Origin of the sequence: Maricaulis sp., from assembly GCF_048268525.1 — a bacterium.
In the GTDB taxonomy this organism is placed as follows: Bacteria; Pseudomonadota; Alphaproteobacteria; order Caulobacterales; family Maricaulaceae; genus Maricaulis.
This window is the reverse complement of the sequence record NZ_JBLWVH010000007.1, coordinates 85206-109866: the sequence shown is the minus strand read 5'-3', so window position 1 is coordinate 109866 and position 24661 is coordinate 85206. Positions and strand designations below refer to the sequence as shown.

At 63.2% G+C, this 24661-nt stretch carries 21 protein-coding genes; 13 read left to right on the top strand and 8 right to left on the bottom strand.

Annotated features, from left to right (window positions below; genetic code table 11):
* Window positions 1-31: 31 nt before the first annotated feature.
* Genes bamA through lpxB form a run of 7 tightly spaced genes read left to right on the top strand, consistent with a single transcriptional unit; the run spans window position 32 to window position 7316 of the window.
* Window positions 32-2419, top strand: coding sequence for an outer membrane protein assembly factor BamA (gene bamA / locus ACN0X9_RS05925; RefSeq protein WP_417486690.1), 2388 nt, complete (start codon window positions 32-34; stop codon window positions 2417-2419).
* A gap of 4 nt (window positions 2420-2423) precedes the next feature.
* The gene (locus ACN0X9_RS05920; protein WP_417486689.1) at window positions 2424-3014 is read left to right on the top strand and encodes an OmpH family outer membrane protein; all 591 of its coding nucleotides are present in this window, start codon (window positions 2424-2426) and stop codon (window positions 3012-3014) included.
* A gap of 23 nt (window positions 3015-3037) precedes the next feature.
* Window positions 3038-4072, top strand: a complete 1035-nt coding sequence (gene lpxD / locus ACN0X9_RS05915; protein WP_417486688.1) for a UDP-3-O-(3-hydroxymyristoyl)glucosamine N-acyltransferase — start codon at window positions 3038-3040, stop codon at window positions 4070-4072.
* The gene (gene fabZ / locus ACN0X9_RS05910) at window positions 4069-4524 is read left to right on the top strand and encodes a 3-hydroxyacyl-ACP dehydratase FabZ (RefSeq protein ID WP_417486703.1); all 456 of its coding nucleotides are present in this window, start codon (window positions 4069-4071) and stop codon (window positions 4522-4524) included. The genes lpxD and fabZ overlap by 4 nt, the downstream gene beginning before the upstream one ends.
* On the top strand, window positions 4521-5318 hold the full coding sequence (lpxA, locus tag ACN0X9_RS05905; protein WP_417486687.1) for an acyl-ACP--UDP-N-acetylglucosamine O-acyltransferase: 798 nt from the start codon (window positions 4521-4523) through the stop codon (window positions 5316-5318). The genes fabZ and lpxA overlap by 4 nt, the downstream gene beginning before the upstream one ends.
* Complete coding sequence (locus ACN0X9_RS05900; protein ID WP_417486686.1) at window positions 5311-6153, top strand: LpxI family protein; 843 nt, start codon at window positions 5311-5313, stop codon at window positions 6151-6153. The genes lpxA and ACN0X9_RS05900 overlap by 8 nt, the downstream gene beginning before the upstream one ends.
* Window positions 6150-7316 (top strand): lipid-A-disaccharide synthase, encoded by a 1167-nt coding sequence (gene lpxB, locus ACN0X9_RS05895; RefSeq protein ID WP_417486685.1) that lies wholly within the window; start codon window positions 6150-6152, stop codon window positions 7314-7316. Before ACN0X9_RS05900 ends, lpxB begins: the two co-directional genes overlap by 4 nt.
* A 62-nt stretch (window positions 7317-7378) precedes the next feature.
* Here lpxB and gltA read toward each other — a convergent pair whose 3' ends face one another.
* Window positions 7379-8683: a citrate synthase gene (gene gltA / locus ACN0X9_RS05890; RefSeq protein ID WP_417486684.1), complete on the bottom strand. Its 1305-nt coding sequence runs from the start codon at window positions 8681-8683 to the stop codon at window positions 7379-7381.
* A gap of 24 nt (window positions 8684-8707) precedes the next feature.
* The gene (gene gltX, locus ACN0X9_RS05885; RefSeq protein ID WP_417486683.1) at window positions 8708-10147 is read right to left on the bottom strand and encodes a glutamate--tRNA ligase; all 1440 of its coding nucleotides are present in this window, start codon (window positions 10145-10147) and stop codon (window positions 8708-8710) included.
* Window positions 10148-10301: 154 nt separating this feature from the next.
* On the opposite strand from gltX, the gene ACN0X9_RS05880 reads away from it, so the two are divergent.
* A complete protein-coding gene (locus ACN0X9_RS05880) occupies window positions 10302-12326 on the top strand; it encodes a ComEC/Rec2 family competence protein (RefSeq protein WP_417486682.1) in 2025 nt (674 codons plus the stop codon).
* A gap of 54 nt (window positions 12327-12380) precedes the next feature.
* Here the strand turns inward: ACN0X9_RS05880 and lexA are convergent, their stop codons facing one another.
* From lexA to ACN0X9_RS05860, 4 genes are all read right to left on the bottom strand, one after another.
* Window positions 12381-13079: a transcriptional repressor LexA gene (lexA, locus tag ACN0X9_RS05875; RefSeq protein WP_417486681.1), complete on the bottom strand. Its 699-nt coding sequence runs from the start codon at window positions 13077-13079 to the stop codon at window positions 12381-12383.
* 108 nt (window positions 13080-13187) lie between these two features.
* A complete protein-coding gene (trpC, locus tag ACN0X9_RS05870) occupies window positions 13188-13994 on the bottom strand; it encodes an indole-3-glycerol phosphate synthase TrpC (protein ID WP_417486680.1) in 807 nt (268 codons plus the stop codon).
* A gap of 3 nt (window positions 13995-13997) precedes the next feature.
* Window positions 13998-15017, bottom strand: a complete 1020-nt coding sequence (gene trpD / locus ACN0X9_RS05865; RefSeq protein ID WP_417486679.1) for an anthranilate phosphoribosyltransferase — start codon at window positions 15015-15017, stop codon at window positions 13998-14000.
* A gap of 286 nt (window positions 15018-15303) precedes the next feature.
* Window positions 15304-15894 carry an anthranilate synthase component II gene (locus ACN0X9_RS05860; RefSeq protein WP_417486678.1) on the bottom strand — a complete coding sequence of 197 codons (591 nt, stop codon included), beginning with the start codon at window positions 15892-15894 and terminating at the stop codon, window positions 15304-15306.
* A 98-nt stretch (window positions 15895-15992) separates the two neighbouring features.
* Here ACN0X9_RS05860 and ACN0X9_RS05855 point away from each other — a divergent pair, with 98 nt between their 5' ends.
* A complete protein-coding gene (locus ACN0X9_RS05855) occupies window positions 15993-17045 on the top strand; it encodes a divergent polysaccharide deacetylase family protein (protein WP_417486677.1) in 1053 nt (350 codons plus the stop codon).
* Here the strand turns inward: ACN0X9_RS05855 and trpE are convergent.
* Together trpE and ACN0X9_RS05845 are read right to left on the bottom strand one after the other, a co-directional pair.
* Complete coding sequence (gene trpE / locus ACN0X9_RS05850; protein ID WP_417486676.1) at window positions 17010-18506, bottom strand: anthranilate synthase component I; 1497 nt, start codon at window positions 18504-18506, stop codon at window positions 17010-17012. The two genes, ACN0X9_RS05855 and trpE, sit on opposite strands and share 36 nt — an antisense overlap.
* On the bottom strand, window positions 18503-20440 hold the full coding sequence (locus ACN0X9_RS05845) for a peptidylprolyl isomerase (RefSeq protein WP_417486675.1): 1938 nt from the start codon (window positions 20438-20440) through the stop codon (window positions 18503-18505). Before ACN0X9_RS05845 ends, trpE begins: the two co-directional genes overlap by 4 nt.
* Window positions 20441-20615: 175 nt before the next feature.
* Between ACN0X9_RS05845 and tpiA the strand changes: the two genes are divergently transcribed.
* The 4 genes from tpiA to ACN0X9_RS05825 all read left to right on the top strand — a co-directional run bounded on the left by tpiA (window position 20616) and on the right by ACN0X9_RS05825 (window position 24607).
* Window positions 20616-21365, top strand: a complete 750-nt coding sequence (gene tpiA / locus ACN0X9_RS05840; protein ID WP_417486674.1) for a triose-phosphate isomerase — start codon at window positions 20616-20618, stop codon at window positions 21363-21365.
* Window positions 21366-21437: 72 nt separating this feature from the next.
* Window positions 21438-22484: a response regulator receiver protein gene (locus ACN0X9_RS05835; protein WP_417486673.1), complete on the top strand. Its 1047-nt coding sequence runs from the start codon at window positions 21438-21440 to the stop codon at window positions 22482-22484.
* Between the two features lie 90 nt (window positions 22485-22574).
* On the top strand, window positions 22575-22901 hold the full coding sequence (gene secG / locus ACN0X9_RS05830) for a preprotein translocase subunit SecG (protein ID WP_417486672.1): 327 nt from the start codon (window positions 22575-22577) through the stop codon (window positions 22899-22901).
* Window positions 22902-22978: 77 nt separating this feature from the next.
* Window positions 22979-24607, top strand: coding sequence for a CTP synthase (locus tag ACN0X9_RS05825; protein ID WP_417486671.1), 1629 nt, complete (start codon window positions 22979-22981; stop codon window positions 24605-24607).
* Window positions 24608-24661: the final 54 nt, after the last annotated feature.

Genomic DNA, 24661 nt, shown 5'->3' with positions numbered 1-24661 from the left:
CTGACCGGGCCCAGCAAAGCGGCGATCTTCCATGGTGAGTGTTCTGCGTGTGCTCTTCGCAGCCCTGATGACTGTGAGTGCGTCGGCCATAGCGTCGGCACAACAATCGGGTGCGGAAGTTCCCGCGACAGCCCAGACCGAGGTGCAGCAGCCTGTTGCTGCCCCGCTGGTCCGGCAAATCCTGGTTGAAGGCAATCAGCGGGTCGAGGCCGATACGGTCCTGTCCTACCTGCTGCTTCAGCCGGGCCAGCCCTTCGATACCCGACTGGTCAACCTGTCGATCCAGACGCTGTTCGCCACCGGGCTGTTCTCAGACGTGCAGATGGAGGATCGCGGCGAGATCGTGATCGTCCGGGTGCAGGAAAATCCGATCATCAACCGCGTAATCCTCGAGGGGAACAGCGCCATTGATGATGAGAAAATCACCGACGAAATCCAGGCCCAGCCTCGCGCGATCTTCACGCGTTCGCGGGTCCAGTCGGATGTCCAGCGCATCATTGAGGTCTATCGCCGGTCCGGCCGTTTCGCCGCTACCGTGACCCCGAAGATTGTCGAGCAGCCGCAAAACCGTGTCGACCTGATCTTCGAGATTTCCGAAGGCCCGGTCACCGGCGTGCGCCGAATCAACTTCATCGGCAATGAGAGCTATTCCGATCGGCGCCTGCGCCGTGAGCTGGTGACGCGCGAATCGCGTTGGTGGCGTTTCTTTTCGTCGAACGACAATTACGACCCGGATCGGCTGGAATATGACCGCGAATTGCTGCGTCAGTTCTATTCGAACCAGGGTTATGCCAATTTCCGTGTCCTTTCGGCTGTCGCCGAGCTGACCCCGGACCAGCGTGATTTCTACATCACGGTCACGATTGATGAGGGCGAGGTCTACAATTTCGGTGAGGTCACGGTCTCTACCGAGATCCCCGATCTCAATCCGGAATTCCTGCAGGCCATTCTCCCGGTCCAGGAAGGCGATTTGTTCCAGGGCCAGTTGATCGAGGACAGTATTGATGCGCTGACCTTCTCGGCTGGCGCTGCGGGCTATGCCTTCGTCAATATCCGCCCGCTGACCACGCGCAATCGCGAAGACCGGACCGTGGACGTTGAATTCGTGATCGATGAAGGCCCGCGGGTCTATATCGAACGCATCGACATCTCCGGTAACACCCGGACACTGGACCGTGTGATCCGGCGTGAACTGGATATCGTGGAAGGCGACGCCTTCAACCAGGTCCTGATCGACCGCTCGCGCAACAATATCCGCCGCCTGGGTTTCTTCGAGGAAGTTGAACTCGAAGAGACACCTGGCTCGGCTCCTGACCGGGCCCGTGTCAACGTCGCCGTGACCGAGCAACCGACCGGCGAGCTGGCTTTCGGCGCCGGTTTCTCCTCCACCGATTCCTTCCTGATCGACCTGTCGATCTCGGAGCGGAACCTGCGAGGGCGCGGCCAGTTCCTGCGTTTCCGGATCTCGGCCTCCTCGAACCGCGAGTCGCTGGATATCCGCTTCACCGAGCCTCGTTTCCTCGACCGCAACCTGGCCGCCGGTTTTGACCTGTTCCGGGTCAATTCCGACTTCCTGTCCGAAGCGTCGTTCCAGACCGAGTCAACGGGTGCGAGCCTGCGACTTGGTTTCCCGGTCACCGCGTCGACCAATCTGCAGCTCGGCTATACCTACCGGACCGACAATGTCCTTGTGTATTCGTCGGCGTCCTCGGCATTGCTCAACCAGGCTGGCAGCCGTGTCACCTCGGTGCTCACCTATACGCTGAACTGGTCGCGCCTGAATGATCCGGTCGAGCCCAGCAATGGCTATCGCCTGCAGTTCACGCAAGGGTTTGCGGGCATTGGCGGCGATGTGCGCTATGTACGCTCGGAATTCAACGGCGCCATTTATCGGCCATTCTTCCCGGGTCTGCTCGGCAATGAGGTGGTCGCGAGCTTTACGATGAACGGTGGTTTCGTCCTGCCTTGGGGCGGAGACTCGGTTCGGATCAATGATCGCTTCTTCAAGGGCGGGAACTCATTCCGCGGCTTTGAAGTCGCCGGTATCGGCCCTCGCGCCGTGTCGCGTGATGCGACCACCGGTGAGCTGATCCGGGGCGATGCCCTGGGTGGCAGGCTTTATGCAGTGGGTGCACTTGAAGTCTCATTCCCGCTCGGATTACCCGAGCAGTACGGGGTGAGAGGGAGCCTGTTCACGGAGTTTGGTACGCTTGGCATGCTGGATTCCGCCGATCAGGTAGACGAGGGAACACAATCGGTGTTCACGGTTGATGATCTGGCGCTGCGTGCGTCGGCCGGCCTGAGCATCTTCTGGGATTCACCATTCGGACCGGTCCGGTTCGACTTTGCGCAGGCCTTCATCCGTGAAGACTATGACAGAGCCGAATTCTTCCGGTTCAGCACTCGAACAGGGTTCTAAAACGATGAAATTGCTTAAATCTCTTCTGCTCCTTCCGATCCTCGTGATCGGCATCGCCGCCCCGGCGATGGCGCAGACCAATATCGCTGTGCTCAACGAAGAACGTGTCCTGCGCGAAAGCGCCGCTGGCGTCCATATCGCCGCCCGCATGCAGGAAATCGCTCAGGAAATTGACTCCGAACTGCAGGCCCTCAGCCAGCCGATCCAGCAGGAAACCGAGCGTCTCAACGCGGAAACCGCGTCGATGACGCAGCAGGCGATCCAGGAGCGTCCGGACCTGATGAGCCGGATCACCACGCTGAACCAGCAGGCTCAGCAATTCGAAGTCCTGCGTCGTGCCCGCCAGCAGGAAATCGTCCAGACGGAACGCCAGGCGATGCGCCCGGTTTATGAAGCTCTTGGCCCGATCCTCGAGGAAGTTGTCGCCGCGCAAGGCATCGACATTCTTGTCGACCGTTCAAACCTGGTGTTTGCAGCTCCGGAAATGGATATTTCCGCTGACGTAATCGCCTTGTTGAACGCACGCCTGCCAACCGTGCCGGTGACGCGTGTGCGTCTGCCGCAGGACGGAGCCGGCCAGCAGGGCCAGCAGTAACCTGACATCCAAGGGGGGAGAGTGTGGCAGATCCGCGTTTCTATGACCGGCTTGGCCCGCTCGCCCTGACAGAGATCGCCGCGCTCTCGGGTGCGGCGATTTCCGATTCCGGGACAGGTCACATCGAGATCGACCGGGTAGCACCGCTGGGTGAACCGGTGCCCGGCGCCCTGAGTTACGCCGAGAACGCCCGGCTTTTGCAGACAGCGCCCGATGGCGCGCTGGCGGGTGTGACGCTGCTGTGTCCTGAAGCCGCCACCGAGGAGGCGGACCGCCTCGGTGCCGTAACCCTCATTCACCCGGAGCCGCGGGCCGCGTTCGCAAGCGTTCTCCCGGGCTTGTTCCGGACCCGCGATTTTGGCGCGGATACCTATATTGCCCCTGACGCCACCATAGGTGCCGGTTCGCGACTGGCGGCCGGTGTTGTCATTGGTGCCGGAGCCGAAATCGGCACCGGTTGCGTGATCGGCCCGCACAGCGTGGTCGGTCCGGGATGCCGGATCGGCAACAACACGCGTCTGGCCGCCCGTGTCAGCCTGCTGTGTTGTGATATCGGCGCGGACTGCAACATTCTTGCGGGAGCCGTGATTGGCGAGGACGGCTTCGGCATTGCAGTATCCGATGGAAATACCGTCGGTATTCTGCATTTGGGGAGCGTTGTGATCGAGGATCACGTCACCATCGGTGCCAATTGTGCAATTGATCGGGGCCTGTTCGGCGCGACTCGGGTCGGCAGCGGGACCAAGATCGACAATCTGTGTCATATCGCTCACAACGCCGTCATTGGCCGGAATGTGGTGATGGCCGGATATTCGGGCCTGGCAGGCAGCGCGGTCCTCAAGGACAATGCAATGCTCGGGGGCAGGGTCGGTGTCTATGACCATGTCACGATCGGCGAGGGGGCCCGTATCGGTGCCAATTCGGCAGCGTCCAGGGATGTCCCGGCCGGTGAACTCTGGGTCGGCAATCCCGCCCAGCCGATGCGTCAACACTTGCGTGAACTGGCCGAGCTGCGTCGTCTGGCGCGACCGAAAGACAAGACCTCCAGGAAAGGCTGACAAGCGTGTCCGATCGCATTGAGAATGCAGAAATCCAGACTCTCCTGCCGCACCGCTACCCGTTCTTGCTGATTGACGCTGCGGAAGACTATGTCGCCGGCCAGTCGATCGTCGGTATCAAGGGCGTCACGGCGAACGAACCCTTCTTTCCGGGACACTTCCCGGGCAATCCGGTCATGCCCGGCGTGCTGATGATCGAAGCCATGGCCCAGGCCGGCGCAGTGCTCATGTACAAGACATTGGGCGCCTCTCCGGACTCCGCGACCGTGTTTTTCATGGGTGCCGACCGGGTCCGCTTCCGGGCCCCCGTGCGCCCCGGAATGATGCTGCGCATGCCGGTCACGGTGACCGCTGCCCGCCACGGCGTGTTCAAGTTCAAGGGCGAAGTCTGGGCCGACGGCAAGCGTGCCGTCCAGGCTGAGTTTTCCGCCAAGGCGATCGAGAATATATGACCCAGTCCCAGGACATCCATCCGACAGCCATCGTCGACCCGGCGGCCCAGCTGGGTAGCGGGGTTGAGATCGGTCCGTTTTCGATCATCGGCCCGAAAGTGGTTCTCAAGGATCGCGTCCGGGTGATTTCCCACGCGACGATCGCCGGCAACACGACATTGGGAGAGGACTGTGTGGTCTATCCCGGTGCCCAGCTCGGCCATCCGCCACAGGATTTCAAATACCAGGGCGAAGACACGCAGCTGGTGATCGGTCAGCGCAATATCATCCGCGAGAATGTGACGATGCACCCTGGCACCACCTTCGCGCGGGGCCGGACGGTGGTCGGCAATGACGGTTATTTCATGGTGGGCGCCCATGTAGCGCATGACTGTATTGTCGGCGATCGCGTTGTATTCGCCAATTGTGCCGCGATCGGGGGCGAAACCGTGATCGCCGATCACGCCATTCTCGGCGGTTATGCCGGCATTCACCAGAAGAGCAGGATCGGGCGTCACGCCTTCATCGGGGCGATGGCGATGGTGACCGCGGATGTCATTCCCTACGGCTCGGTGATCGGCAATCATGCCCATCTCGCCGGCCTCAATGTCGTCGGATTGAAGCGCCGTGGCATGCCGCGCGAGACACTGCGCGAGTTGCGCGCTGCCTATCGCCTCCTGTTTGCCCAGGAGGGCACGTTCGAAGAGCGCGTGGATGATGTCGCGCGGCTTTATTCCGACAACGCTCCGATCGCGGAAATCATTGATTTCATCCGTGATGACACCAAACGTTCCATCTGCATGCCGGATGACTGAGCCGGGTTGGACAAAGCTGGGACTGATCGCGGGCGGCGGCGACCTGCCAATCGAAATCCTCAAGGCCCAGGCGGATCAACCGGTATTTGTGGTGGTCCTGCGGGGTTTTGCGGACCGTGACTACAGCCAGACGGAGCACACCTCCCTGTCGGTCGGGGAGATTGGCGGCATCATCAAGGCGCTGCGGGCGGCCGGGTGTGACGCGATCTGTTTTGCCGGATATGTGTCGCGCCCGGACCTCAAATCACTGAAGATGGACGCACGGGGTTTGATAATGGTCCCGCGGGCCCTGGCGGCAGGGCGAAAGGGCGATGACGCGGTCATCCGGGTCGTTGTGGACGAATTCGAGCGGGCCGGTTTCGCTGTCGTGGGCGCAGACAGCCTGTTGGGGCAAAAAGGGTTGACGGCCGGGTGTTTCGGTCAGGTCGATTCAATTGATCTCCACCGGGAGGATGCCCGCAAGGCGATGATGGTCGCCGCCGAGATCGGTCGCCTCGATATCGGGCAGGGCGCCGTCGTGGCAGGCGGCGTTGTGCTCGCCGTCGAGGCCCAGGAAGGTACCAACGCCATGCTGGACCGGGTCGCCGGGCTGCCATCTACGATCCGTGGCACCTCCACTGACCGGCAGGGCGTGCTCGCCAAGCGCCCCAAGCCGATCCAGGAACGGCGCGTTGACCTTCCCACCATCGGGACCGACACGGTTGAGCGCTGTGCCAGGGCCGGCCTGGCGGGCATTGTGCTGGAGGCCAATGGCGCCCTGATTGTCGACCGGCCCGCCGTCGAGGCGGCCCTTCACGAACATGGACTGTTTGTCCTGATTGAGCCGGATCGATGACGTCTCCGCATGTTTTCCTTGTCGCGGCCGAGCGGTCGGGCGACCTGCTGGGCGCAGACCTGGCCCGGGCACTGACCGCTCTGACAGAAGGTAACCTGACCCTTTCCGGTATTGGCGGAAGCGCCATGGCAGAGGCAGGCGTCGTCTCGCAGATGTCGATCGACGGCCTCAATATTCTGGGCTGGATAGACGGGCTGAAAGCCTACAAACGGGTCAAGCAATCAGTCGCGGAGGCGGTCGAATTGATCCTGGCCGCCAGGCCGGACACTGTCGTGCTGATCGATTCCTGGGGCTTTACCCTGCGGGTTGCGCGCGGCGTGAGGGAAGCCGATCCGTCGATCCGTCTGGTCAAATATGTCGGGCCACAGGTTTTCGCGACGCGTCCGGGCCGGGCTGCGGTGCTGGCTGATACTGTTGACGAGTTGCTGACCATTCTCAGCTTCGACGCCCCTTTTTATACGCCGTATGGCCTGCCGGTGACCTTTGTCGGCAACCCAACTCTTGAACGGCTGCCGAGCGGAGACGGTCCGGGGTTTCGGGATCGGCACGGGATCGCGGCGTCGGATATGGTGTTGGTCGTGCTGTTGGGCAGCCGTCCGTCCGAGATCCGGCGCATGGCTCCGCCTTTCGCTGATGCCCTGAAACGTCTGCTGGCACGCCATCCCGGTCTTCGGCTCGTATTGCCGGTCGCAGACCCGGTGGCCGACGATGTAGACGCGGCGATCGCGGCGCATGACAGTCTGGCCGCCGCGATCCGGGTTGGTGAGGACGAGAAGGCTGATGCCTTTGCAGCCGCCGATCAGGCGTTGGCCTGCTCGGGCACAGTGGTCACCGAGCTCGCCACGGCGGGCGTTCCGACGGTGACCAGCTACAAGCTTGGCTGGATAACCTGGGCCATCGCCCGTGCGTTCAACCTGATCAAGACCCGCCACATCTCACTGGTCAACATCGCGGTCGATGAGCGGGTCGTGCCTGAATTGGTTCAGCTGCAGTGTACCGGTGCGAACCTGGCCGCCGCCGTGGATGGTCTGCTCTATGACCCGGCCCGCCGCGCGGCGATGTCCGGTCGGCTCCGGTCCATCACACAGACATTGCGCGGCGATGGCGAGGCGAGCACACGCGCTGCCGAAGCCGTTCTCGGCGGCCTCGATCCAGCCAATTGATCCTCACATGAAAAAGGCCGCCCCGGGCAGGGCGGCCTTGCTCAAATGTGTGGTCCGGACAATCAGCGCTTGGACAGGTCCAGATAGTCGCGCGGCGTGGCGCCGGTGAAGAGCTGGCGCGGACGACCGATTTTCTGGGTCGGGTCCTCGATCATTTCCGACCACTGGGCGATCCAGCCGACCGTGCGGGCGAGCGCGAACAGCACCGTGAACATCTCGGTCGGGAAGCCCATCGCCTTCAGCGTGATGCCCGAATAGAAGTCGATGTTCGGGTACAGCTTCTTCTCGACGAAATAAGGGTCTTCCAGTGCGATACGCTCGAGTTCCATGGCGACTTGCAGGGTCGGGTCATTGCGAACGCCCAGCACGTCCAGGACCTCGTGGCAGGTGTCACGCATGACCTTCGCGCGCGGGTCATAATTCTTGTAGACGCGGTGACCGAAGCCCATCAGGCGGAACGGGTCCGACTTGTCCTTCGCCTTGCGGACATATTCCGGGATCTTGTCGACCGTGCCGATCTCGTTGAGCATGTTCAGCGCGGCTTCGTTGGCACCGCCATGCGCCGGGCCCCAGAGCGAGGCGATTCCAGCTGCGATACAGGCGAACGGGTTGGCGCCCGACGAGCCGGCCAGGCGCACCGTCGAGGTCGAGGCGTTTTGCTCGTGATCGGCGTGCAGGATGAAGATCTTGTCCATCGCCTTGGCGAGTACCGCGTTGCTTTCATAGTCCTCGGCCGGGACGGCAAAGCACATGCGCAGGAAGTTGGCGGCATAGTCCATGTCGTTGCGCGGGCTGATGAAGGGCTGACCGACGGCGTATTTGAAGGCCCGCGCCGCGATTGTCGGCATCTTGGCAATCATCCGGTGCGACGCGATCGTGCGGGCTTCGGGATCATTGACGTCGGTTGAGTCGTGGTAGAAGGCCGACAGCGCGCCGACAGTGCCGACCATGATTGCCATCGGGTGGGCGTCGCGACGGAAACCGCGGAAGAACTGGTCGAACTGATCGTGCAGCATCGAATGACGACGGATGGTCCAGTCGAAGGTTTCCAGCTCGTTCTTGGACGGCAGATTGCCTTTCATCAACAGGTAGCAGACTTCGATGAAATTCGAGTTGTCTGCCAGCTGGTCGATCGGATAGCCGCGATAGAGCAGGGTGCCCTTGTCGCCGTCGATATAGGTGATCTGGCTCTCACAGCTCGCGGTCGAGGTGAAGCCGGGATCATAGGTGAACATGCCGGTTTGGGCGTACAGCTTGCGGATATCGATCACATCCGGGCCGATCTCGCCGCTGAACACCGGCAGTTCGAGCGTTTTGCCATTGTAGTTGAGCGTGGCCGATCCGTTCGGCTTGGCTTTGTTTTCCATCACGTCATCTCCATGGTTCGCTGGCTACTCGGATGTAGCCGGCGTCATCTGATCCTTGATTCGATCCAGCGTCTCGTCGCGACCGATGAAGGTCATGACAAGAGCCAGATCGGGAGCGGGTGCTCCGCCAGTCAGCGCGGCACGCAGCGGCTGACCGATTTTTCCGAAACCGACATCCTCGGCTTCGGCGAATTCCTTGAGCGCATCCGCCAATACGGTTTCGTTCCACGCATTCACATCGCCGAGATGCGTGAACAGGCGGTAAAGCCGCTGGCGGGCTTCATCGTCTTTGAGCGGCTTTGCGGCCTTGCCCTCCAACCGGAAGGGGCGGGGACGGAGCAGGAAATAGGACTGCTTCGCCAATTCTTCCAGGGTCGACGCGCGCGTTTTCAACACCGGCATGGCTTTTTCCAGGCGTGATGTCGTGGCGTTGGCATCGTCGATCCGTGCGTCCAGCCCGTCGAGGAAGGGCAGGAGCAGCGTGACCAGGCGTTGGTTATCGGCCTGGGCCATATGGTGGCTATTGATATGGTTCAGCTTGTCCAGATCCATGCGAGCTGGCGCCTTGTTCAGGCCGGCCAGATCAAACGCCGCGACGGCTTCGGCGTCACCGAACAATTCCTGGTCGCCATGGGACCAGCCCAGTCGCAGCAGGTAGTTGCGCAGGCCTTCCGGCAGATAACCCATATCGCGATAGGCTTCGGCCCCGAGCGCACCATGACGCTTGGAAAGCTTCTTGCCATCCTGGCCGTGGATCAGCGGGACATGAGCGAAGACCGGACGCTGCCACCCCATGGCATCATAGATCTGGCTCTGGCGACCGGCATTGACCAGGTGATCATCGCCGCGAACGATATGGGTGATCTCCATGTCGTGATCATCGACGACCACGGCGAGATTATAGGTTGGCGTGCCGTCCGAGCGGAGCAGGATGAGATCGTCGAACTCCTTGGCAGCCCAACGCACCTGGCCCTGCACAGCGTCGTCGATATCTACATCGCTGTCCGGGGCCTTGAAGCGAACTGTGAAGGGCGTGTCGGCCGGGGCTTCGGCTTCTGTCCGGTCGCGCCACGGCGAGCGCAGCGCCCGTCCGGCGGCGAAGGCTTCATCACGCAGCGCCTGGGTCTCATCGGCGGTGCAATAGCACTTGAAAGCATGGCCCCGGGCCAGCAATTCGTGGGCGATCTCGACGTGCCGGTTGGCGCGCTCGAATTGTGAGACCGGCTCGCCATCCCATTCCAGACCCAACCAGGACAAACCGTCGAGGATCGCCTCCACGGCCGCCGGATTGGAACGCGCGCGATCAGTGTCTTCGATGCGCAACAGGAACGTGCCGCCATGGCGTCGCGCCAGCAGCCAGTTGAACAGCGCCGTGCGTGCTCCGCCAATATGGAGGAAGCCGGTCGGGGAGGGAGCGAAGCGTGTGCGAATCATCTTGTCGTTGTTTTGCAATTGCGAATTCATGTTGCACTGCGAGAGGAGGAAGTCGTGTTAGCATGAATATCAGGTTTCGCGATAGACCGTAGGCTGCTTCATGCTCGATCCTGACGCAATCTTGCCGCACCGGGCTGCACGTCACCGGGCAGACTCTCCTAAGTCCATCGATCCACTCGCAGATTTGAATCCCGTTACGCTGACGGCCCTGGGCGGAATCATTGCCTGTAGCGGCTATTTTTACCTGCCGGTTGAGCCAGGAGCCATCGCGTTGCTGGGGCTGGGTGTGACCGGATTGACGATCGGCCTGCTTGTGCGGTTTTCGCCTGATGGCCGAAAAGCGCGGTTTCGTCTGGCGGGCATGCTGTCGGTCTTGCTACTCGCAGCCACCGCATTCCTGTGGCGGGCACAAGACCACACGCTGGCCCACCATGGTCCCGAGACTTATCGCGGGAGTGATGGCGCGATTCTGGTTGAAGGATGGCTCGAGGCGGTTGACCGCAGTGGGTCAGGGCGCCGCAGGCTGCTGATCCGGGTCGGAAATGATGAACTCACAGCGTTGGCACCCGGCGTGGCGAGAGTCCGGGTTCTGGCTGAGCCGGCCGGCCTGGTGGCCGGCGACCCGATCGCGATCCCGGCGGTTCTGGCGCCGCCGCGCCCGGCGGCGGTTCCGGGCGGATATGATTTCTCGTTTCACGCCGGCTTCGCCGACATTGTCGCGACCGGGTATGGCGTCGCACCGGCCATCTCGGGGCCTGCCGTGTCCGATGACCGCCTGGCTCGCCGCATTGCCCGTATCCGGGCGTCTTTGTCCGACCATATCCGCGCCCGGATGGCGCCGCGACCCGGCGGGCTGGCCGCTGCCTTGCTGACCGGAGACCGGGCCCATATCGCCGCCCGTGATGTGGAAGCCCTGCGCCGGGCCGGTTTGGGGCATGTGCTGGCGATCTCCGGCATGCACATGGCCTTGCTGGCCGGAGGGGTTTTCTTCGCTGTCCGGTTGCTGCTGGCCGCGATCACGCCCTGGGCAAGGCGGCATGATCCGGCCATTCCGGCAGCCTGGGTCGCGCTGGTTTTCGCGGCCGGTTATCTCGTCCTCTCCGGTGCGACAATTCCCACCCAACGGGCCTTCATCATGACCATTTCGGTTCTGGGCGCCGTCATCCTGCGGCGCCGGGCACTGTCCATGCACACGCTGGCCCTGGCGGTGATCGCGGTGCTTGTCATGCAGCCCCAGGCCATTGTCACCCCGGGTTTCCAGATGTCGTTCTCGGCCGCGGCGGCGCTGGTCGCGGTCGCGAGGGTCTGGCAGACGTCGCGCGGTGGTGGCTCCAGCCGGGGCGTGTTCGGACAGCTCCGGCTGTTTTTCGGTGGACTGGGCACGACCAGCCTCGTCGCCGGCACCGCGACAGCTGGCTATGCGGCGTTCCATTTCCATCGCATTGCAACGTTCGGGCTGGCCGGAAACCTGTTGGTGATGCCGATATTTTCCTTGGTGGTGATGCCGGCCGGGGTGCTGGGCCTGATTCTCATTCCGGTCGGTCTCGACGTCCTGCCATTCCGGGTCATGGAGGCCGGCCTGGTGGTCATGCTCGACCTCGCCGCGCAGGTGGCAGGCTGGCCGGGAGCGCAACGGACCGTCGCCGCGGCTCCCGGCGCCGTATTGGCGCTGTTCACGGCCGGCTTCATCCTTCTGCTTTTGCTGCGCGGGCCGGTTCGCGGTGCCGGCGGTGTGGTGATGGCGGGGGCGCTGGCGCTGTGGGCCTGGCTACCGCAACCGGATCTCTTTATCTCCCGGACCGGCCTTGTGCTGGCCCGTGATGGTGATGACGCCTGGGTGGTCAGCGATCGACGCCGGTCGCGTTTTGCGGGGCGTGTCTTTCTGGAGGCCCGCGGGGTCACCGGGCTGACGCCAGAGCGCTGGCAAGCGACTTGTGACGCCAGTGGATGCAGCGCCCGGATCGGAGAGCTGACCGTGACGCGCCTGGAGGGACTGGAAGACTGGCCTACCGATTGCGCCCGGTCCGACATAATTGTCAGCGACGCCCGCATGCCATCCTGGGTGGCCGGGCAATGCCGGGCCATCGTCTTTGACCCGGACCGGTTGGCCAGGACCGGCAGTCAGGTCATCCATGTCGGAGAGCAGGGGATCACATCAATTCGCAGCGCGCAGCCATCCGGGGTCGTCAGACCCTGGACCACGTCCTGAGTGTGCAACGCCCGTCATCTCATTGCGTGTTGGATCCGTCTGGTAAAAACGGCGCTAGTGATAGCGACGGATCAGGCCGACGAGCCGCCCCTGCACCTTGACCCGGTCCGGCGGAAAAATCCGCGTCTCGTATTCCGGGTTGGCGGCTTCAAGGGCGACCGAGCCACCCTTCTTGCGCAGACGCTTCAGCGTCGCTTCCTCGTCATCGATCAAGGCGACAACGATATCGCCGGTTTCGGCTGATTGGCAGCGGCGGATGAGCACGGTGTCGCCATCCATGATGCCGGCCTCGATCATCGAATCGCCTTTCACCTCAAGGCCGAAATGCTCGCCACCGACGACCATGTCGGCGGGAACGGGGAAGCGGTCGGTTTCATGCTGGATCGCGGAGATCGGAACGCCGGCCGCGATACGCCCGAGCATCGGCACTTCGACCGAACTTTCATGGGTATCGCTTTCCGGCTTGGCGAAATTCCCGCGCACGACATTGGCGCCGAGATCGCCCTTTGGCAGGGCGGGCGCTTCATGGGCCGCCGCCGATTCCGGCAGTTTGAGGACTTCCAAGGCCCGGGCGCGATGGGCGAGGCGACGGATGAAGCCCCGCTCCTCCAGCGCCGTGATCAGGCGATGCACGCCAGACTTTGAGGCCAGCTGCAGGGCGCCCTTCATTTCGTCAAACGAGGGAGAAACCCCGGTTTCCTTGATGCGGTTGTGTATGAAGAGCAAAAGCTCGTTCTGTTTCCGCGTCAGCATGGTGACCCCCTTGTTCGCGTTCCGGGAATCGGGCCGGGCAACGGCGCCGACACGACAGGAACAAATCAGGAATAGCTGCGTTTGTTCTACAAGTGTTCTGAATCGGCGTCAAGCGGGCCCGGAGCAACCCAGAAGCGTGCGGGTGGCAGCCGTGACATCGCCCTGGCGCATCAGGCTTTCGCCGACCAGGAGGGCCCTGGCGCCGGCGGCCCGGACACGGGCGGCATCGTCAGGACCAAAAATGCCGCTTTCGGCGACCAGCAACCGGTCCGGCCCGACCATTGGAGCCAGCGCATCAAATGTGTCGAGGGAGGTCTCGAACGTCCGGAGATTGCGGTTGTTGATCCCGATGAGTGGTGTATCCAGGCTCAGGGCACGCTCCATTTCGGGGGCGTCATGGACCTCGACCAGCACGTCCATCGACCACAGCGACGCCTCGTCGATCAGTGCACGCGCCGTGTCGTCGTCGACGGCTGCCATGATCACCAGGATCGCGTCGGCGCCCAGCAGGCGGGCCTCGGCGACCTGGTAGCGGTCATACATGAAGTCCTTGCGCAAGGCCGGGATGGAGACGGCTTCACGGGCCGCAGTCAGGAAGGCATCGGCTCCCTGGAAGCTGGGTGTATCGGTGAGCACTGACAGACAGTTGGCGCCGCCAGCCTCATAGGCCTTCGCCAGGGCTGGCGGATCAAAGTCGGCGCGGATCAGGCCCTTGGACGGGCTGGCCTTCTTGATTTCGGCGATCAGCCCCAACCCGCCGGGGGCCGAGGCGAGTGCCCTGGCGAAACCGCGTACCGGCGCGACGTCGCGGGCCGCAGCGGCGATCCCGGCATAGGGGCGGGCAGTCTTGCAGGCTTCGATATGATCGCGCTTGTAGGCGCCGATGCGGGCCAGTGTATCGGGTGGATTGGGCATGGCTCAGGCCTCACCGTTCGAAATCGCGACCATACGCGCGAGCGCCGCCCTGGCGCGTCCGTCATCGACGGCCGCTGCGGCCAGAGTGCTACCCTCGGGAATGCTTGAGGCCAGCCCGGCCAGGACCAGCGCCGCGCCGGCATTGAGGATGGCGATATCGCGGAAGGGCCCGGTCTCGCCGTCGAGCAGGGCCCGGATCGCGGCCGCGTTGTCGGCCGGTGTTCCGCCCTGGAGGTCGGCCTCCTCGACCAAGGTCAGTCCGGCTTCTTCCGGGTGGAAGCTGTACTCGCGGATCTCGCCATCGCGCAGCTCGGCGATGTCGGAGCCGGTGGTTGTGGTCAGCTCGTCCATGCCGTCCTGGCCGCAGATGACGAGGGCATGTTCGCAGCCCAGATCGCGCAGCGCCTCGGCAATCGGGACAAGCCAGCGCTTGTCGTACACGCCCAGCAATTGTCGTTTCACGCCAGCCGGATTGGACAGCGGTCCCAGCAGGTTGAACACAGTACGGACTTTCAGTGCCTGGCGCGCCGGACCGACATGACGGACGGCCGCGTGGTGGGCGGGGGCATAGAGAAAGCCGACGCGCGCCTCGGCCAGTGAGCGTTCAACGGCCTCGGGCGGGCAATCGAGTTTGACGCCCAGCTGGGCCAGCACATCCGACGAGCCGGACTTGGATGAGGCGGCGCGATTGCCGTGCTTGGCCACGATCGCGCCGGCGCCGGCGGCAATGATCGCTGCCGTGGTCGAGATGTTCCAGGCGCCCTTGCCGTCGCCACCGGTGCCGCAGGTATCGATGGCGCCCGCAGGCGCTTCGATGCGCGTCATGCGGCTGCGCAGGGCGCGGGCGCCGGCGGCGATGTCGGACGGGCGTTCGCCGAGCGCGGCGAGGCCGACCAGGAATCCGCCGATGGCGGCGTCGGGCGCATCGCCGGACATGAGCTCGTCAAAGGCGCCGGTGATTGCCGCGTCTTCAGGATAAGTGCCGCGGGCAAAGGCGGTCAGGCAAAGATAGATGTTTTGCATGGTCAGTCGTTTCGCTGGGTATGATCACAGGCAGCAGCAGGCTGCGAACCGGGCCGGTCAGGCGGTGTAGCCACGCCATCGATGATCCGGACACCACTGCACGGCCGGCTGGAAGTATCGAACGCGCGTCACGGCCACCACAGCGCAATGACCGGCGCGGACGGCCGGGCAGGGAGCGTGTGGAGAGGCAAAAGACGGCATACCTGTCACCGGGTTGAACAAAGCGAACAGACACGATCTAGCGCGTGGCCGCCGCCGGTTCAACGCCTGCGGGCGGTGGTGCCGATCAGGCCGCAGCAGCGCGGGGCAGGCCGGTCAGGTCGAGGAAGTTGCGCAGCAGGTCGTGCCCGTGCTCGGACGCGATCGACTCGGGGTGGAACTGGACGCCATGGATCGGCCGCTCGCGGTGACACAATCCCATGATCTCGCCATCGGCGGTGTGGGCGGTCGCTCGCAGCACGTCCGGCAGGCTTTCCGGGCGCACGGCGAGGGAGTGATAGCGCGTAGCCGTGAAAGGACTGGGCAGGCCTGTGAACAGGCCCCTGCCATCATGGGTCACTTCGCTGGTCTTGCCGTGCATGATCGACTTGGCCGAGATGACCTCGCCGCCGAAAACCTGCCCGATCGACTGGTGGCCGAGGCAGACGCCGAGGATCGGCAGGTCGTGCGGTGCGGCCGCGATCAGCTCGAGACAGATCCCGGCCCGGTCCGGATCACACGGTCCCGGCGAGAGGACGATGCCTCTGGGCTTGAGCGCCAGCGCCTCCGCCACGCTCATCGCGTCATTGCGGATCACCTTGGTGCGGGCCCCCAGCTCCTCGAAATAGTGAACCAGGTTGAAGGTGAAACTGTCGTAGTTGTCGATGATCAGCAGCATGGCGCTCTCCCTGCCGCGACCCTAGTCAGCAAGGTGGATTTCGCCAATCCCGCGAACGCATTAACGCCTGATTAACCACATTCCAGCGTGCTGGTGTGATGTCGAAACCTGACTTTGCTCCACTCAAAGCCCGCCACTCTGCCATCCCCGCATTTGCGGGCGCGCTGGCTGCAGCGGTGTATCTGCTTGGCGGCGTTGTGTTTTCCGTTGCCAGCAAGGGTGACTTCCCGAGCTTTTCGGTGGCGATCGCGGACAGTCCCGACCATCACCAGTCGGTGCGGGTGAGCCGGATCCGCGATTTTGATTCGGCTGAAAGCGAAGAGGTTGAGGCCCGGACAGTGTCGCTCGAGACGCCAATCGACATCGCCGCATCAAATATGAGCCCGGTTGTCCTTGCAGGTGCAGCGCCTCAACCGGCACTGGTATCCCGTCCTCAAATCGTGCTGGTCATCGATGATGTCGGGTTGGATGTCGCCGCGGCCGAGCGGGTGATGGCGCTGCCAGTCCCGCTCACCGTGGCGATCCTGCCCTATGCCGAATCCTCAACCGAGCTGGCAGCCTTGGCACGCCTGAACGGGCATGACGTCCTGCTGCACATGCCGATGGAACCGGTCGGCCTTGCCGACCCCGGCCCGAATGCCCTGCGCATCGGCCTCAGCGATGCTGACCTTCAGGCCCGGCTGCGCTGGGCCATGTCCCGCGTGCCGGGCGCGATCGGGCTCAACAATCACATGGGCAGCCGTTTCACCGCCGACCCACGCGCCCTGCGCGTGGCGCTGTCGGCTGTCAGCCATACCAACCCGCTCTTTCTCGATAGTCTGACGACCGGCGAGAGCCGGGGACGGGCTGTCGCGGCGGGGCTCGGCCTGCGGGCCCTGGAGCGCGATATCTTCCTTGACCATGAGCCGAACGCTGCAGCGATCGAAGCGCGTCTGGCCGAGGCCGCCGAACTGGCGCGGGAGGACGGGTTCGCCGTGGTCATCGGACATCCGCACACGCTGACCCTCGACACGCTGACGGCCTGGCTCGAAAGCCCTGCTTCCCGGGGCATCGATTTTGTCACGGCCAGCACCCTGGCCGACCAGTTGTTTGTCGCTGAACCCGGTTTGCAGGCTTCAGTGGTCGAAGGAATCGATCGCGGCGCGGAATAGCGCTTCGGCCTTGTTGACCGTCTCGACCCGCTCCGATTCCGGATCACTGTCCAGCACTACGCCGGCGCCAGCCTGCACATGCATGCGGCCATCCTTGAATACTGCCGTGCGCAGCGCGATCGCCGTATCCATGCCACCATCGGCACTGAAATAGCCGACGGCACCGGCATAGACGCCGCGTCGATGCGGCTCCAGCTCGTCGATGATTTCCATCGCCCGGACCTTGGGAGCACCCGATACCGTGCCCGCCGGGAAGCCAGCAAACAGGGCCGAGACGACATCCTGGTCGTCGCGCAGATCACCCTCGACATTCGAGACAATGTGCATGACGTGGCTGTAGCGCTCGACAATTTCGCGGGCGGTGATCCGGACCGAACCGGGCCTGGCGATCCGTCCGACATCATTGCGGCCCAGATCGAGCAGCATGAGATGTTCGGAGCGCTCTTTCGGGTCGGCCAGCAGGTCGGCCTCAAAGGCGTCATCCTCGGCCGGGGTCTTGCCGCGCGGACGGGTGCCGGCGATCGGCCTGATGGTGACCACGTCGTCGCGCAGGCGCACCAGGATCTCCGGACTGGATCCCACAACCTCGAAGCCGTCAAAGCGGAAGAAAAACAGGAAGGGCGAGGGATTCAGACGGCGCAGCGACCGGTAGAGCCAGAACGGATCGGCCGGATAATCGGCCGAAAAGCGCTGACTGGGGACGACCTGGAAGGCGTCGCCGGCGCGGATATAGTCACGGGCTTTGTCGACCGCGGCGCGATAGTCCTCCGGGCTGCGATTGGACGTGCGCGGGCCGAGCTCGCCGACAGGCGCCGCCTTCTCCGGCGTCGCACCGGCGAGTTTTTGCAGGGTCGTCTGCAGACGCTCAACCGCGGCATCATACGCTTCGCGGGCCGAGTACTCGCCCGGACGGACGGGACAATAGACCTGGATTTCCTGCTTCAGCGCGTCGAACACGACCATGGTCTGCGGACGCAGCAGGATCGATTCGGGCAGGCCCAGCGGGTCTGGCGCGGCGCCTTCGGGCAAGCGTTCCAGATAGCGCACCATGTCATAGCCCAGATAGCCGAACAGGCCTGAGGCCAGCGGCGGGGCGTCGATGGGGAGGGGGCAGTGGGCGGCTTCGATGACCTCGCGCAGCGCGTCCATCGGAGCGCCGTCGACCGGCGAGAAGCGGCGCCCGGCCACGTCCATGCCGCGCGCTTCACTGACGGCGCCGTCGCGGCATCGCCAGATCAAGTCCGGATCCAGGCCGATGGCCGAGTAGCGGCCGCGCCAGGCACCGCCCTCGACCGATTCGAGCAGGAAGGTGTTGGGCTGGCTGTCGGCGAGGCGGAGATAGGCTGCGACCGGGGTCAGCAGGTCATCGACCCGCCGGGCCTGGATGACACAGGTTTCGCCCCGCTCCAGCTGTGCCGCAGCGGTCGCAAAATCAGGCGTGATTGCCGCATGCGGCGTCATTGCGGAGTGCTGGGATCGGTTTCACCGATGGCGAGCGAGTACAGGCGACCGTCAACGGACTCGTCGGTGATGCCGTAATCGCGGATCAGGTATTCCCGGGTTGCCGCGACGACATCATTGCCCAGCTCGGTGGTCAGGCTGGTCTCGATCCCGGCCAGATCTGCATCCGGCGCCGTGTCGAGATTGGCCGGGATGATTTCATCAACAGTGAAAACCAGATACCGGCCTTCGCCGACCTGGAGCATTTCATAGTTTCCCGGTTCCGTCGTGAAGGCGAGGGCGACCGCATTGCGATCGAAGCCGCCGGCGGTCTGTCCGCGCTTCAGGGTCGAGGTCTCTGTGCGTCCGCCCACCATCAGGTTGACGACTTCCATGTCGGAGCCGGCTTCAAGCTGGGCCAGCGCGTCTTCGGCCCGAGCCTGGAGCTGGGTGTCGACCTGGATCGAACGCCAGCGAGATTCCGCCTGTTCGCGGACTTCATCCAGTTCGAACGGACGGCTCGGGATGATCTCGTCGACACGCAGGGTGTAGAAATCGGTTTCGTTGTAGCTTTCCAGATTGGTCGCGAAACCTTCGATTTGGTCGAAGGCAGCCGGAAGGATTTCCGGTGCAAGCGCCTGATAACGATCACCGTCAAACTGGAGGTTTTCGTCGATGGAGTTGACGGCAAGCGGCTGGAAAATCTCCAGTGGCGTCCCGGATTCCTCTGCCGCGATTTCCAGAGGTGCGCCGGTGGCACGGACGGTCTCGAACGAGGCAATGGCGTCATACATGTCGTCGGTCGCCTGGGCGCGGGCCGCATCGGCCTGAAGGCGAGGGCGCTCGTCTTCGAATGTAGGCTGGCTCGCGTCCACAGCAGCGGTCACGATTACAGCGCTCCAGCCAAAACGGCCAGCAACAGCACGGGCCTCACCAGTGGTCATCGAGAAAACAGTTTCGCCAAGGTCTTCATCGGGAATCTCGAATTGCTGGACGTCGGTCTGGACCAGCGGGGTATCGAGACCCAACTCGGCGGCGACAGCAGCCGGTGCCTCACCGGAGGCCAGGCGGCTAGCCGCGTCTTCGGCGATGGCCTGATCGCTGACGGTCAGCTGGGTAAAGCTGCGGAAGGCTGGTGTGCCGATCTGGCTGGTCGCGATTTCGTAGTCGTAGACTTCGCGCAAGGTGGCTTCATCGACCTCGACATCGCGAATGAAATCATCCAGTTGGAAACGCACCAGTGAAATGGCCCGGTATTCCGGGCGGGTGAAAAGCGGTTCGCCATTGGCGCCGGGGGTTTCCTCGACGAAGGCCCGCAGGACTTCCTCGGTCGGGTCCTCGATCTCGTCCGCAGTCGAGGCATCGATCACGAGGCCGGTCATCCGGCGCTGTTCCTCGGCGACCAGATAGCGTGTCGCGGCGATCTGGTCGGGAACATCCGTGAACCCTGCCAGGGTTGCCATCAATTGCGAGCGCAGGAGATCGCCCTCGATATCGCGGGCGAATTGGTCTTCGGTCATGCCCGAGCGTTGCAGGGCGGCGGCCATGGTGTCGCGGTCAAAGCGATCCGTTACCGGGTTGCGGAAGGCCGGCACGTCGGCGACCTCACTGACGATGGCGACGTCGGATATCGCCAGGCCGAGATCATGGGCGCGGGCGGCCATGGTTGCCATGGTGATTTGCTGCTGCAGGACCTGGTAGGCGATCCCTTCCTCGCGCGCCATTTCGCGGGTCACTTCGGGATTCTGCTCCTGCAGCCGCGAAACCTCCCGGTTGAACGCAACCGCCATTTCACGCTGGCTGATCCGTTCGGGACCGACCACCACGACCGCGTCACCGCTGCCAGTGAAGATGCCGCCGGCGCCCGGCATGGCGATGGCAAAGGACAAAACCAGCAGGACAATGATGATCAGCGCGATGGGCGACTGGGCGAAAGCACGAAAATTGGAAAGCATGAGACCGGGATGCCTTTGAAAAACGTCGCGCGGAAGGTAGCGGCGAGGTATGGCAGTCGCAAGCGTCAGGGGCGGTTGGCCTGCGTTTGTGGGTGCAGGGCGTTGCCCGAGCCGGATTTGATGAGTACTCCTGCCGCTCCGGCGGGGAGCCGGATAGGCTTTTCGGGGAGGCTTGATGTCGCGGCGCACACTCATAGCAGGCAATTGGAAAATGAACGGGCTTACCGGCTCGCTCGACTATTTCAGGGAGCTCGCGCCCGTCGCGGCGGACTCAGCGGCGGAAGTCCTGGTCTGTCCGCCGGCAACCCTGATCCATCCGGTTGCACAAGCCTGTCGCGGGACCCGGATCCGGGTCGGCGGCCAGGACTGTCACGCGCGCAATAGCGGTGCCCATACCGGAGACATCTCGGCACCAATGCTGCGCGATGCCGGTGCAAGCCATGTCATCCTCGGTCATTCGGAGCGCCGGGCCGGGCACGGGGAGCGCGACATGGATGTGCAGGCCAAGGCTGCTGCCGCTTCCGCGGCCGGCCTTGTTCCCGTCATCTGTGTCGGCGAAACGCTCACCGAACGGGAAGCCGGACAGGCTGTCGAGGTTGTGGCGCGTCAATTGGCGGGGTCGTTGCCGGAAAATTCTGCAATCGTGGATTTAGTAATAGCTTATGAGCCGGTGTGGGCGATCGGCACCGGTTTGACGGCCTCATTGACCGACGTTGCCGAGATGCACGCGGCCATTCGCGAGCGGCTGAAAAATCCACTAACCACTTGTATTCTTTATGGCGGTTCGGTGAAGCCCGACAATGCCGAAGCGCTTCTTTCCCTAGCCGATGTGGACGGTGCGCTGGTCGGTGGAGCCAGCCTTGATGTGACTGATTTCAGTGCCATCGTCAGGGCAGCCGGTTCGGGAACACAACTCGCGCGGTAAGTGGATTGAAACCAATTTGCGTCACGCTCCTGTAATGAGTTTCCGTTAGCCGTTGCTGGAGCCGAACCGAGTATGGCCGAAATCGACTACGCCCGGGCACCCGTGCTCCTGTTTGATCCTGTGCATGTGAACCAGCGGACTTCGCGCTATGCGTTGTTCGAGATCGGCTTCCGGCAGATTGAATGCGTCGCATCGCTGCCTGATTTCAAATCGGCGATCACAGACAGTGCACCGGCCATGATCGTGGCCGAATCAAGCGCGACCGATACCGAGATATTCAATCTTGTTCGCAGTGTCCGCCGCAGCGAACTTGGCTCCAATCCTTTCGTGGTGATGCTTCTGACCACTTGGAGTCGCGACACCGGCCATATCCGCAAGGCAATCGAATGCGGCGCTGATGATGTCATCGTGCGGCCCTTCTCGACCATGTTCGCCGAGGAGCGGGTCCGGACCCTGATCAAGGGTCGCAAGGATTTCATCGTCACGTCCGACTATATCGGTCCCGATCGCCGCAAGGATGCCGATCGGTCAACCGATGCGGTGCCGATTTCAGTTCCCAACTTCCTCAAGGCCACCGTCGAAAATGACGAGGCGGCACTCAATAACGGGCGCCAGCAAGTTCATGAAGCGCGTGAGGTAATCACGTCTGAACGGGTACGCCGCGTTGCCATGCGCATTGTGATTTCAGTGGAACTCGAAGCGTCGAAGCAGTCGGACGGCAAGGTGCCGGTCGCGCTCGATGTCAATGACCTCCAGCGGGCCGCGCGCGAGCTGCGCGCCCATGTGATCCGAGCTGGCCGCCGTGAAGCGGCAGAAGTGGCCGAAGCGCTGATTGACCAGATCGGTACGCTGGGTGATGGCCGCAATGCCGAAACCGGAACGTTGAAACTGGTCAAGGAACTGGCCATGGGCTCCTACGCTGCCTTCGCCAATGGCGATACCATCGAGCGGTCGAAGGACGAGATCGGCAGGACCGTCGCCAATCTCCGCAAGCGCCTGCAGGCGCGAGCCGAGGCCGCGAAGCGAAAGGCGGACCTGGCAGCCAGTGAAGCCGCAGCGGATACCGCAGTCGGCGCTGGTCAAGACGGGTCACCTGCTATAAAACGCGCCGCCATGTGACCGGGCGGTGCTGGCATCGCACCGGAAACTCCTTATATAACAGGTTGAGCCGCCCATTGGGTCGGCCCGGCCCGATTTATGGCGGTATTCATGACCACAGTCCTTTTGATCATCCAGCTCCTGGTCGCCCTTGGTCTCATTGGCGTCATTCTGCTGCAGCGGTCTGAAGGCGGTGCCCTGGGTATCGGTGGCGGCGGCGGCGGCGGGGGCATGATGTCCGGTCGCGGCGCGGCCAACATCCTGACCCGCACGACGATGATCCTCGGCGCGGTCTTCATCGGCAACTCGATCCTGTTGGCGATCGTGACCGGCGTTGCGGCAGACGGTACCAGCGTGTTCGATACCGAGATCGACAATCCGGCGATCGGCGTTATCGAGCAGGACGAAACGGGCGCTCCTGTGCCGACCGACGGCTAGGCCGTCGCGCACTTAATCATCACATATTTCAACTCGCGTCTTTCGACGCGTCCGAATCTGGGATAATCAGACGGCCCATGCCGCGATATATCTTTATTACGGGCGGCGTGGTCTCCTCCTTGGGAAAAGGCCTCGCTTCAGCCGCTATCGGAGCCCTGCTTCAGGCGCGTGGATATAAAGTCCGCCTGCGCAAGCTGGACCCCTATCTCAACGTTGATCCGGGCACGATGTCGCCCTATCAGCATGGCGAGTGCTATGTGACCGATGACGGGGCCGAAGCCGACCTCGACCTGGGTCATTATGAGCGCTTCACCGGCGTTGCCGCGAGCCAGGCCGATAATATCACCACCGGCCGCATCTATTCGCGCATCATCGAGCGCGAGCGCCGCGGCGACTATCTTGGTGCGACGGTGCAGGTCATTCCGCACGTTACCGACCAGATCAAACAATTCGTCCTCTCCGACGCCGGCGATGTCGATTTCGTGCTTTGCGAGATCGGCGGAACGGTCGGTGATATCGAGGGCCTGCCCTTCTTCGAAGCGATCCGCCAACTCGGCCAAGAGCTGGGTGAGGGCAATGCGGTCTTCCTGCACGTCACCCTGCTGCCTTTCATCAAGGTCGCCGGCGAGATGAAGACCAAGCCGACCCAACACTCGGTGAAAGAGCTGCGCTCGATCGGTATCCAGCCGGATATCCTGCTGTGTCGTTGCGAGATCCCGATCCCGCCGGGTGACAAGCGCAAAATCGGCCTGTTCTGTAACGTCAAGGAAAGCGCCGTGATCGAGGGCCGTGATGCGGCCTCGCTCTATGATGTGCCGCTGGAATACCATTCCCAGGGCCTCGACACCGAGATCCTGCGCTGCTTCGGCATTGATGACGCACCGGCGCCGGACCTGTCACGCTGGCAGGGCATCTCCGAGACCATCGCCAATCCCGATGGTGAAGTGACGATCGGTGTGGTCGGCAAATATGTCGGCCTGCTGGACGCGTATAAGTCGCTGATCGAAGCGCTCGCCCATGGCGGCATCGCCAACGGGGTGAAGGTCAAACTCAAATGGCTCGACAGTGAGCAGTTCGAAAAAGACGACCCGTTCGAACCGCTCGAAGACGTGCACGGCGTGCTCGTCCCCGGTGGCTTTGGCGAGCGCGGTGTCGAAGGCAAGATCGCCGCGGCCCGCTTTGCCCGCGAGCGCAAGGTTCCCTTCTTCGGGATTTGCTACGGCATGCAGATGGCGGTGCTGGAAGCGGCCCGCAACCTGGCTGGTGTCGAGAATGCCGTCTCAACAGAATTTTCCGACAGCGGCGAGTCGGTGATCGGTCTGCTCACCGAATGGACGCGGGGCAATGAAGTCGAGACCCGCTCCGCCGGTGACGACATGGGTGGCACGATGCGTCTGGGCGCCTATCCGGCGGTCCTCAAGGAAGGCTCCAAGGTCCGCGAGATCTACGGCCAGGCCCATATCGAAGAGCGTCACCGCCACCGCTATGAGGTCAATGTCGGCTACAAGGACCAGCTGGAATCCTGCGGCCTGACCTTCTCCGGCCTGTCACCCGATGGCGTCCTGCCTGAAATCGTCGAAATCGAGGACCATCCCTGGTTCATCGGCGTGCAATTCCACCCGGAACTCAAATCCCGCCCCTTCGAACCGCATCCGCTGTTTGCGAGCTTTATTGCGGCAGCGCTGGAACAGAGCCGGATGGTTTAGGGGCGAGAACCTCACGCACCTGTTTGTCATCCCTGATGGACGCCCGGCGAAGGC

Bases quoted from the DNA above. Each gene is read 5' to 3' on its own strand.
- ACN0X9_RS05835 (WP_417486673.1), top strand. From the start codon at position 21,438: ATGGCCGAAATCGACTACGCCCGGGCACCCGTGCTCCTGTTTGATCCT.
- lpxB (WP_417486685.1), top strand. From the start codon at position 6,150: ATGACGTCTCCGCATGTTTTCCTTGTCGCGGCCGAGCGGTCGGGCGAC.
- trpE (WP_417486676.1), bottom strand. From the start codon at position 18,506: ATGACGCCGCATGCGGCAATCACGCCTGATTTTGCGACCGCTGCGGCA.
- ACN0X9_RS05855 (WP_417486677.1), top strand. From the start codon at position 15,993: ATGTCGAAACCTGACTTTGCTCCACTCAAAGCCCGCCACTCTGCCATC.
- secG (WP_417486672.1), top strand. From the start codon at position 22,575: ATGACCACAGTCCTTTTGATCATCCAGCTCCTGGTCGCCCTTGGTCTC.
- tpiA (WP_417486674.1), top strand. From the start codon at position 20,616: ATGTCGCGGCGCACACTCATAGCAGGCAATTGGAAAATGAACGGGCTT.
- trpD (WP_417486679.1), bottom strand. From the start codon at position 15,017: ATGCAAAACATCTATCTTTGCCTGACCGCCTTTGCCCGCGGCACTTAT.
- ACN0X9_RS05920 (WP_417486689.1), top strand. From the start codon at position 2,424: ATGAAATTGCTTAAATCTCTTCTGCTCCTTCCGATCCTCGTGATCGGC.
- ACN0X9_RS05825 (WP_417486671.1), top strand. From the start codon at position 22,979: ATGCCGCGATATATCTTTATTACGGGCGGCGTGGTCTCCTCCTTGGGA.
- ACN0X9_RS05860 (WP_417486678.1), bottom strand. From the start codon at position 15,894: ATGCTGCTGATCATCGACAACTACGACAGTTTCACCTTCAACCTGGTT.
- gltX (WP_417486683.1), bottom strand. From the start codon at position 10,147: ATGAATTCGCAATTGCAAAACAACGACAAGATGATTCGCACACGCTTC.
- ACN0X9_RS05900 (WP_417486686.1), top strand. From the start codon at position 5,311: ATGACTGAGCCGGGTTGGACAAAGCTGGGACTGATCGCGGGCGGCGGC.
- bamA (WP_417486690.1), top strand. From the start codon at position 32: ATGGTGAGTGTTCTGCGTGTGCTCTTCGCAGCCCTGATGACTGTGAGT.
- lpxA (WP_417486687.1), top strand. From the start codon at position 4,521: ATGACCCAGTCCCAGGACATCCATCCGACAGCCATCGTCGACCCGGCG.
- trpC (WP_417486680.1), bottom strand. From the start codon at position 13,994: ATGCCCAATCCACCCGATACACTGGCCCGCATCGGCGCCTACAAGCGC.
- ACN0X9_RS05845 (WP_417486675.1), bottom strand. From the start codon at position 20,440: ATGCTTTCCAATTTTCGTGCTTTCGCCCAGTCGCCCATCGCGCTGATC.
- lexA (WP_417486681.1), bottom strand. From the start codon at position 13,079: ATGCTGACGCGGAAACAGAACGAGCTTTTGCTCTTCATACACAACCGC.
- gltA (WP_417486684.1), bottom strand. From the start codon at position 8,683: ATGGAAAACAAAGCCAAGCCGAACGGATCGGCCACGCTCAACTACAAT.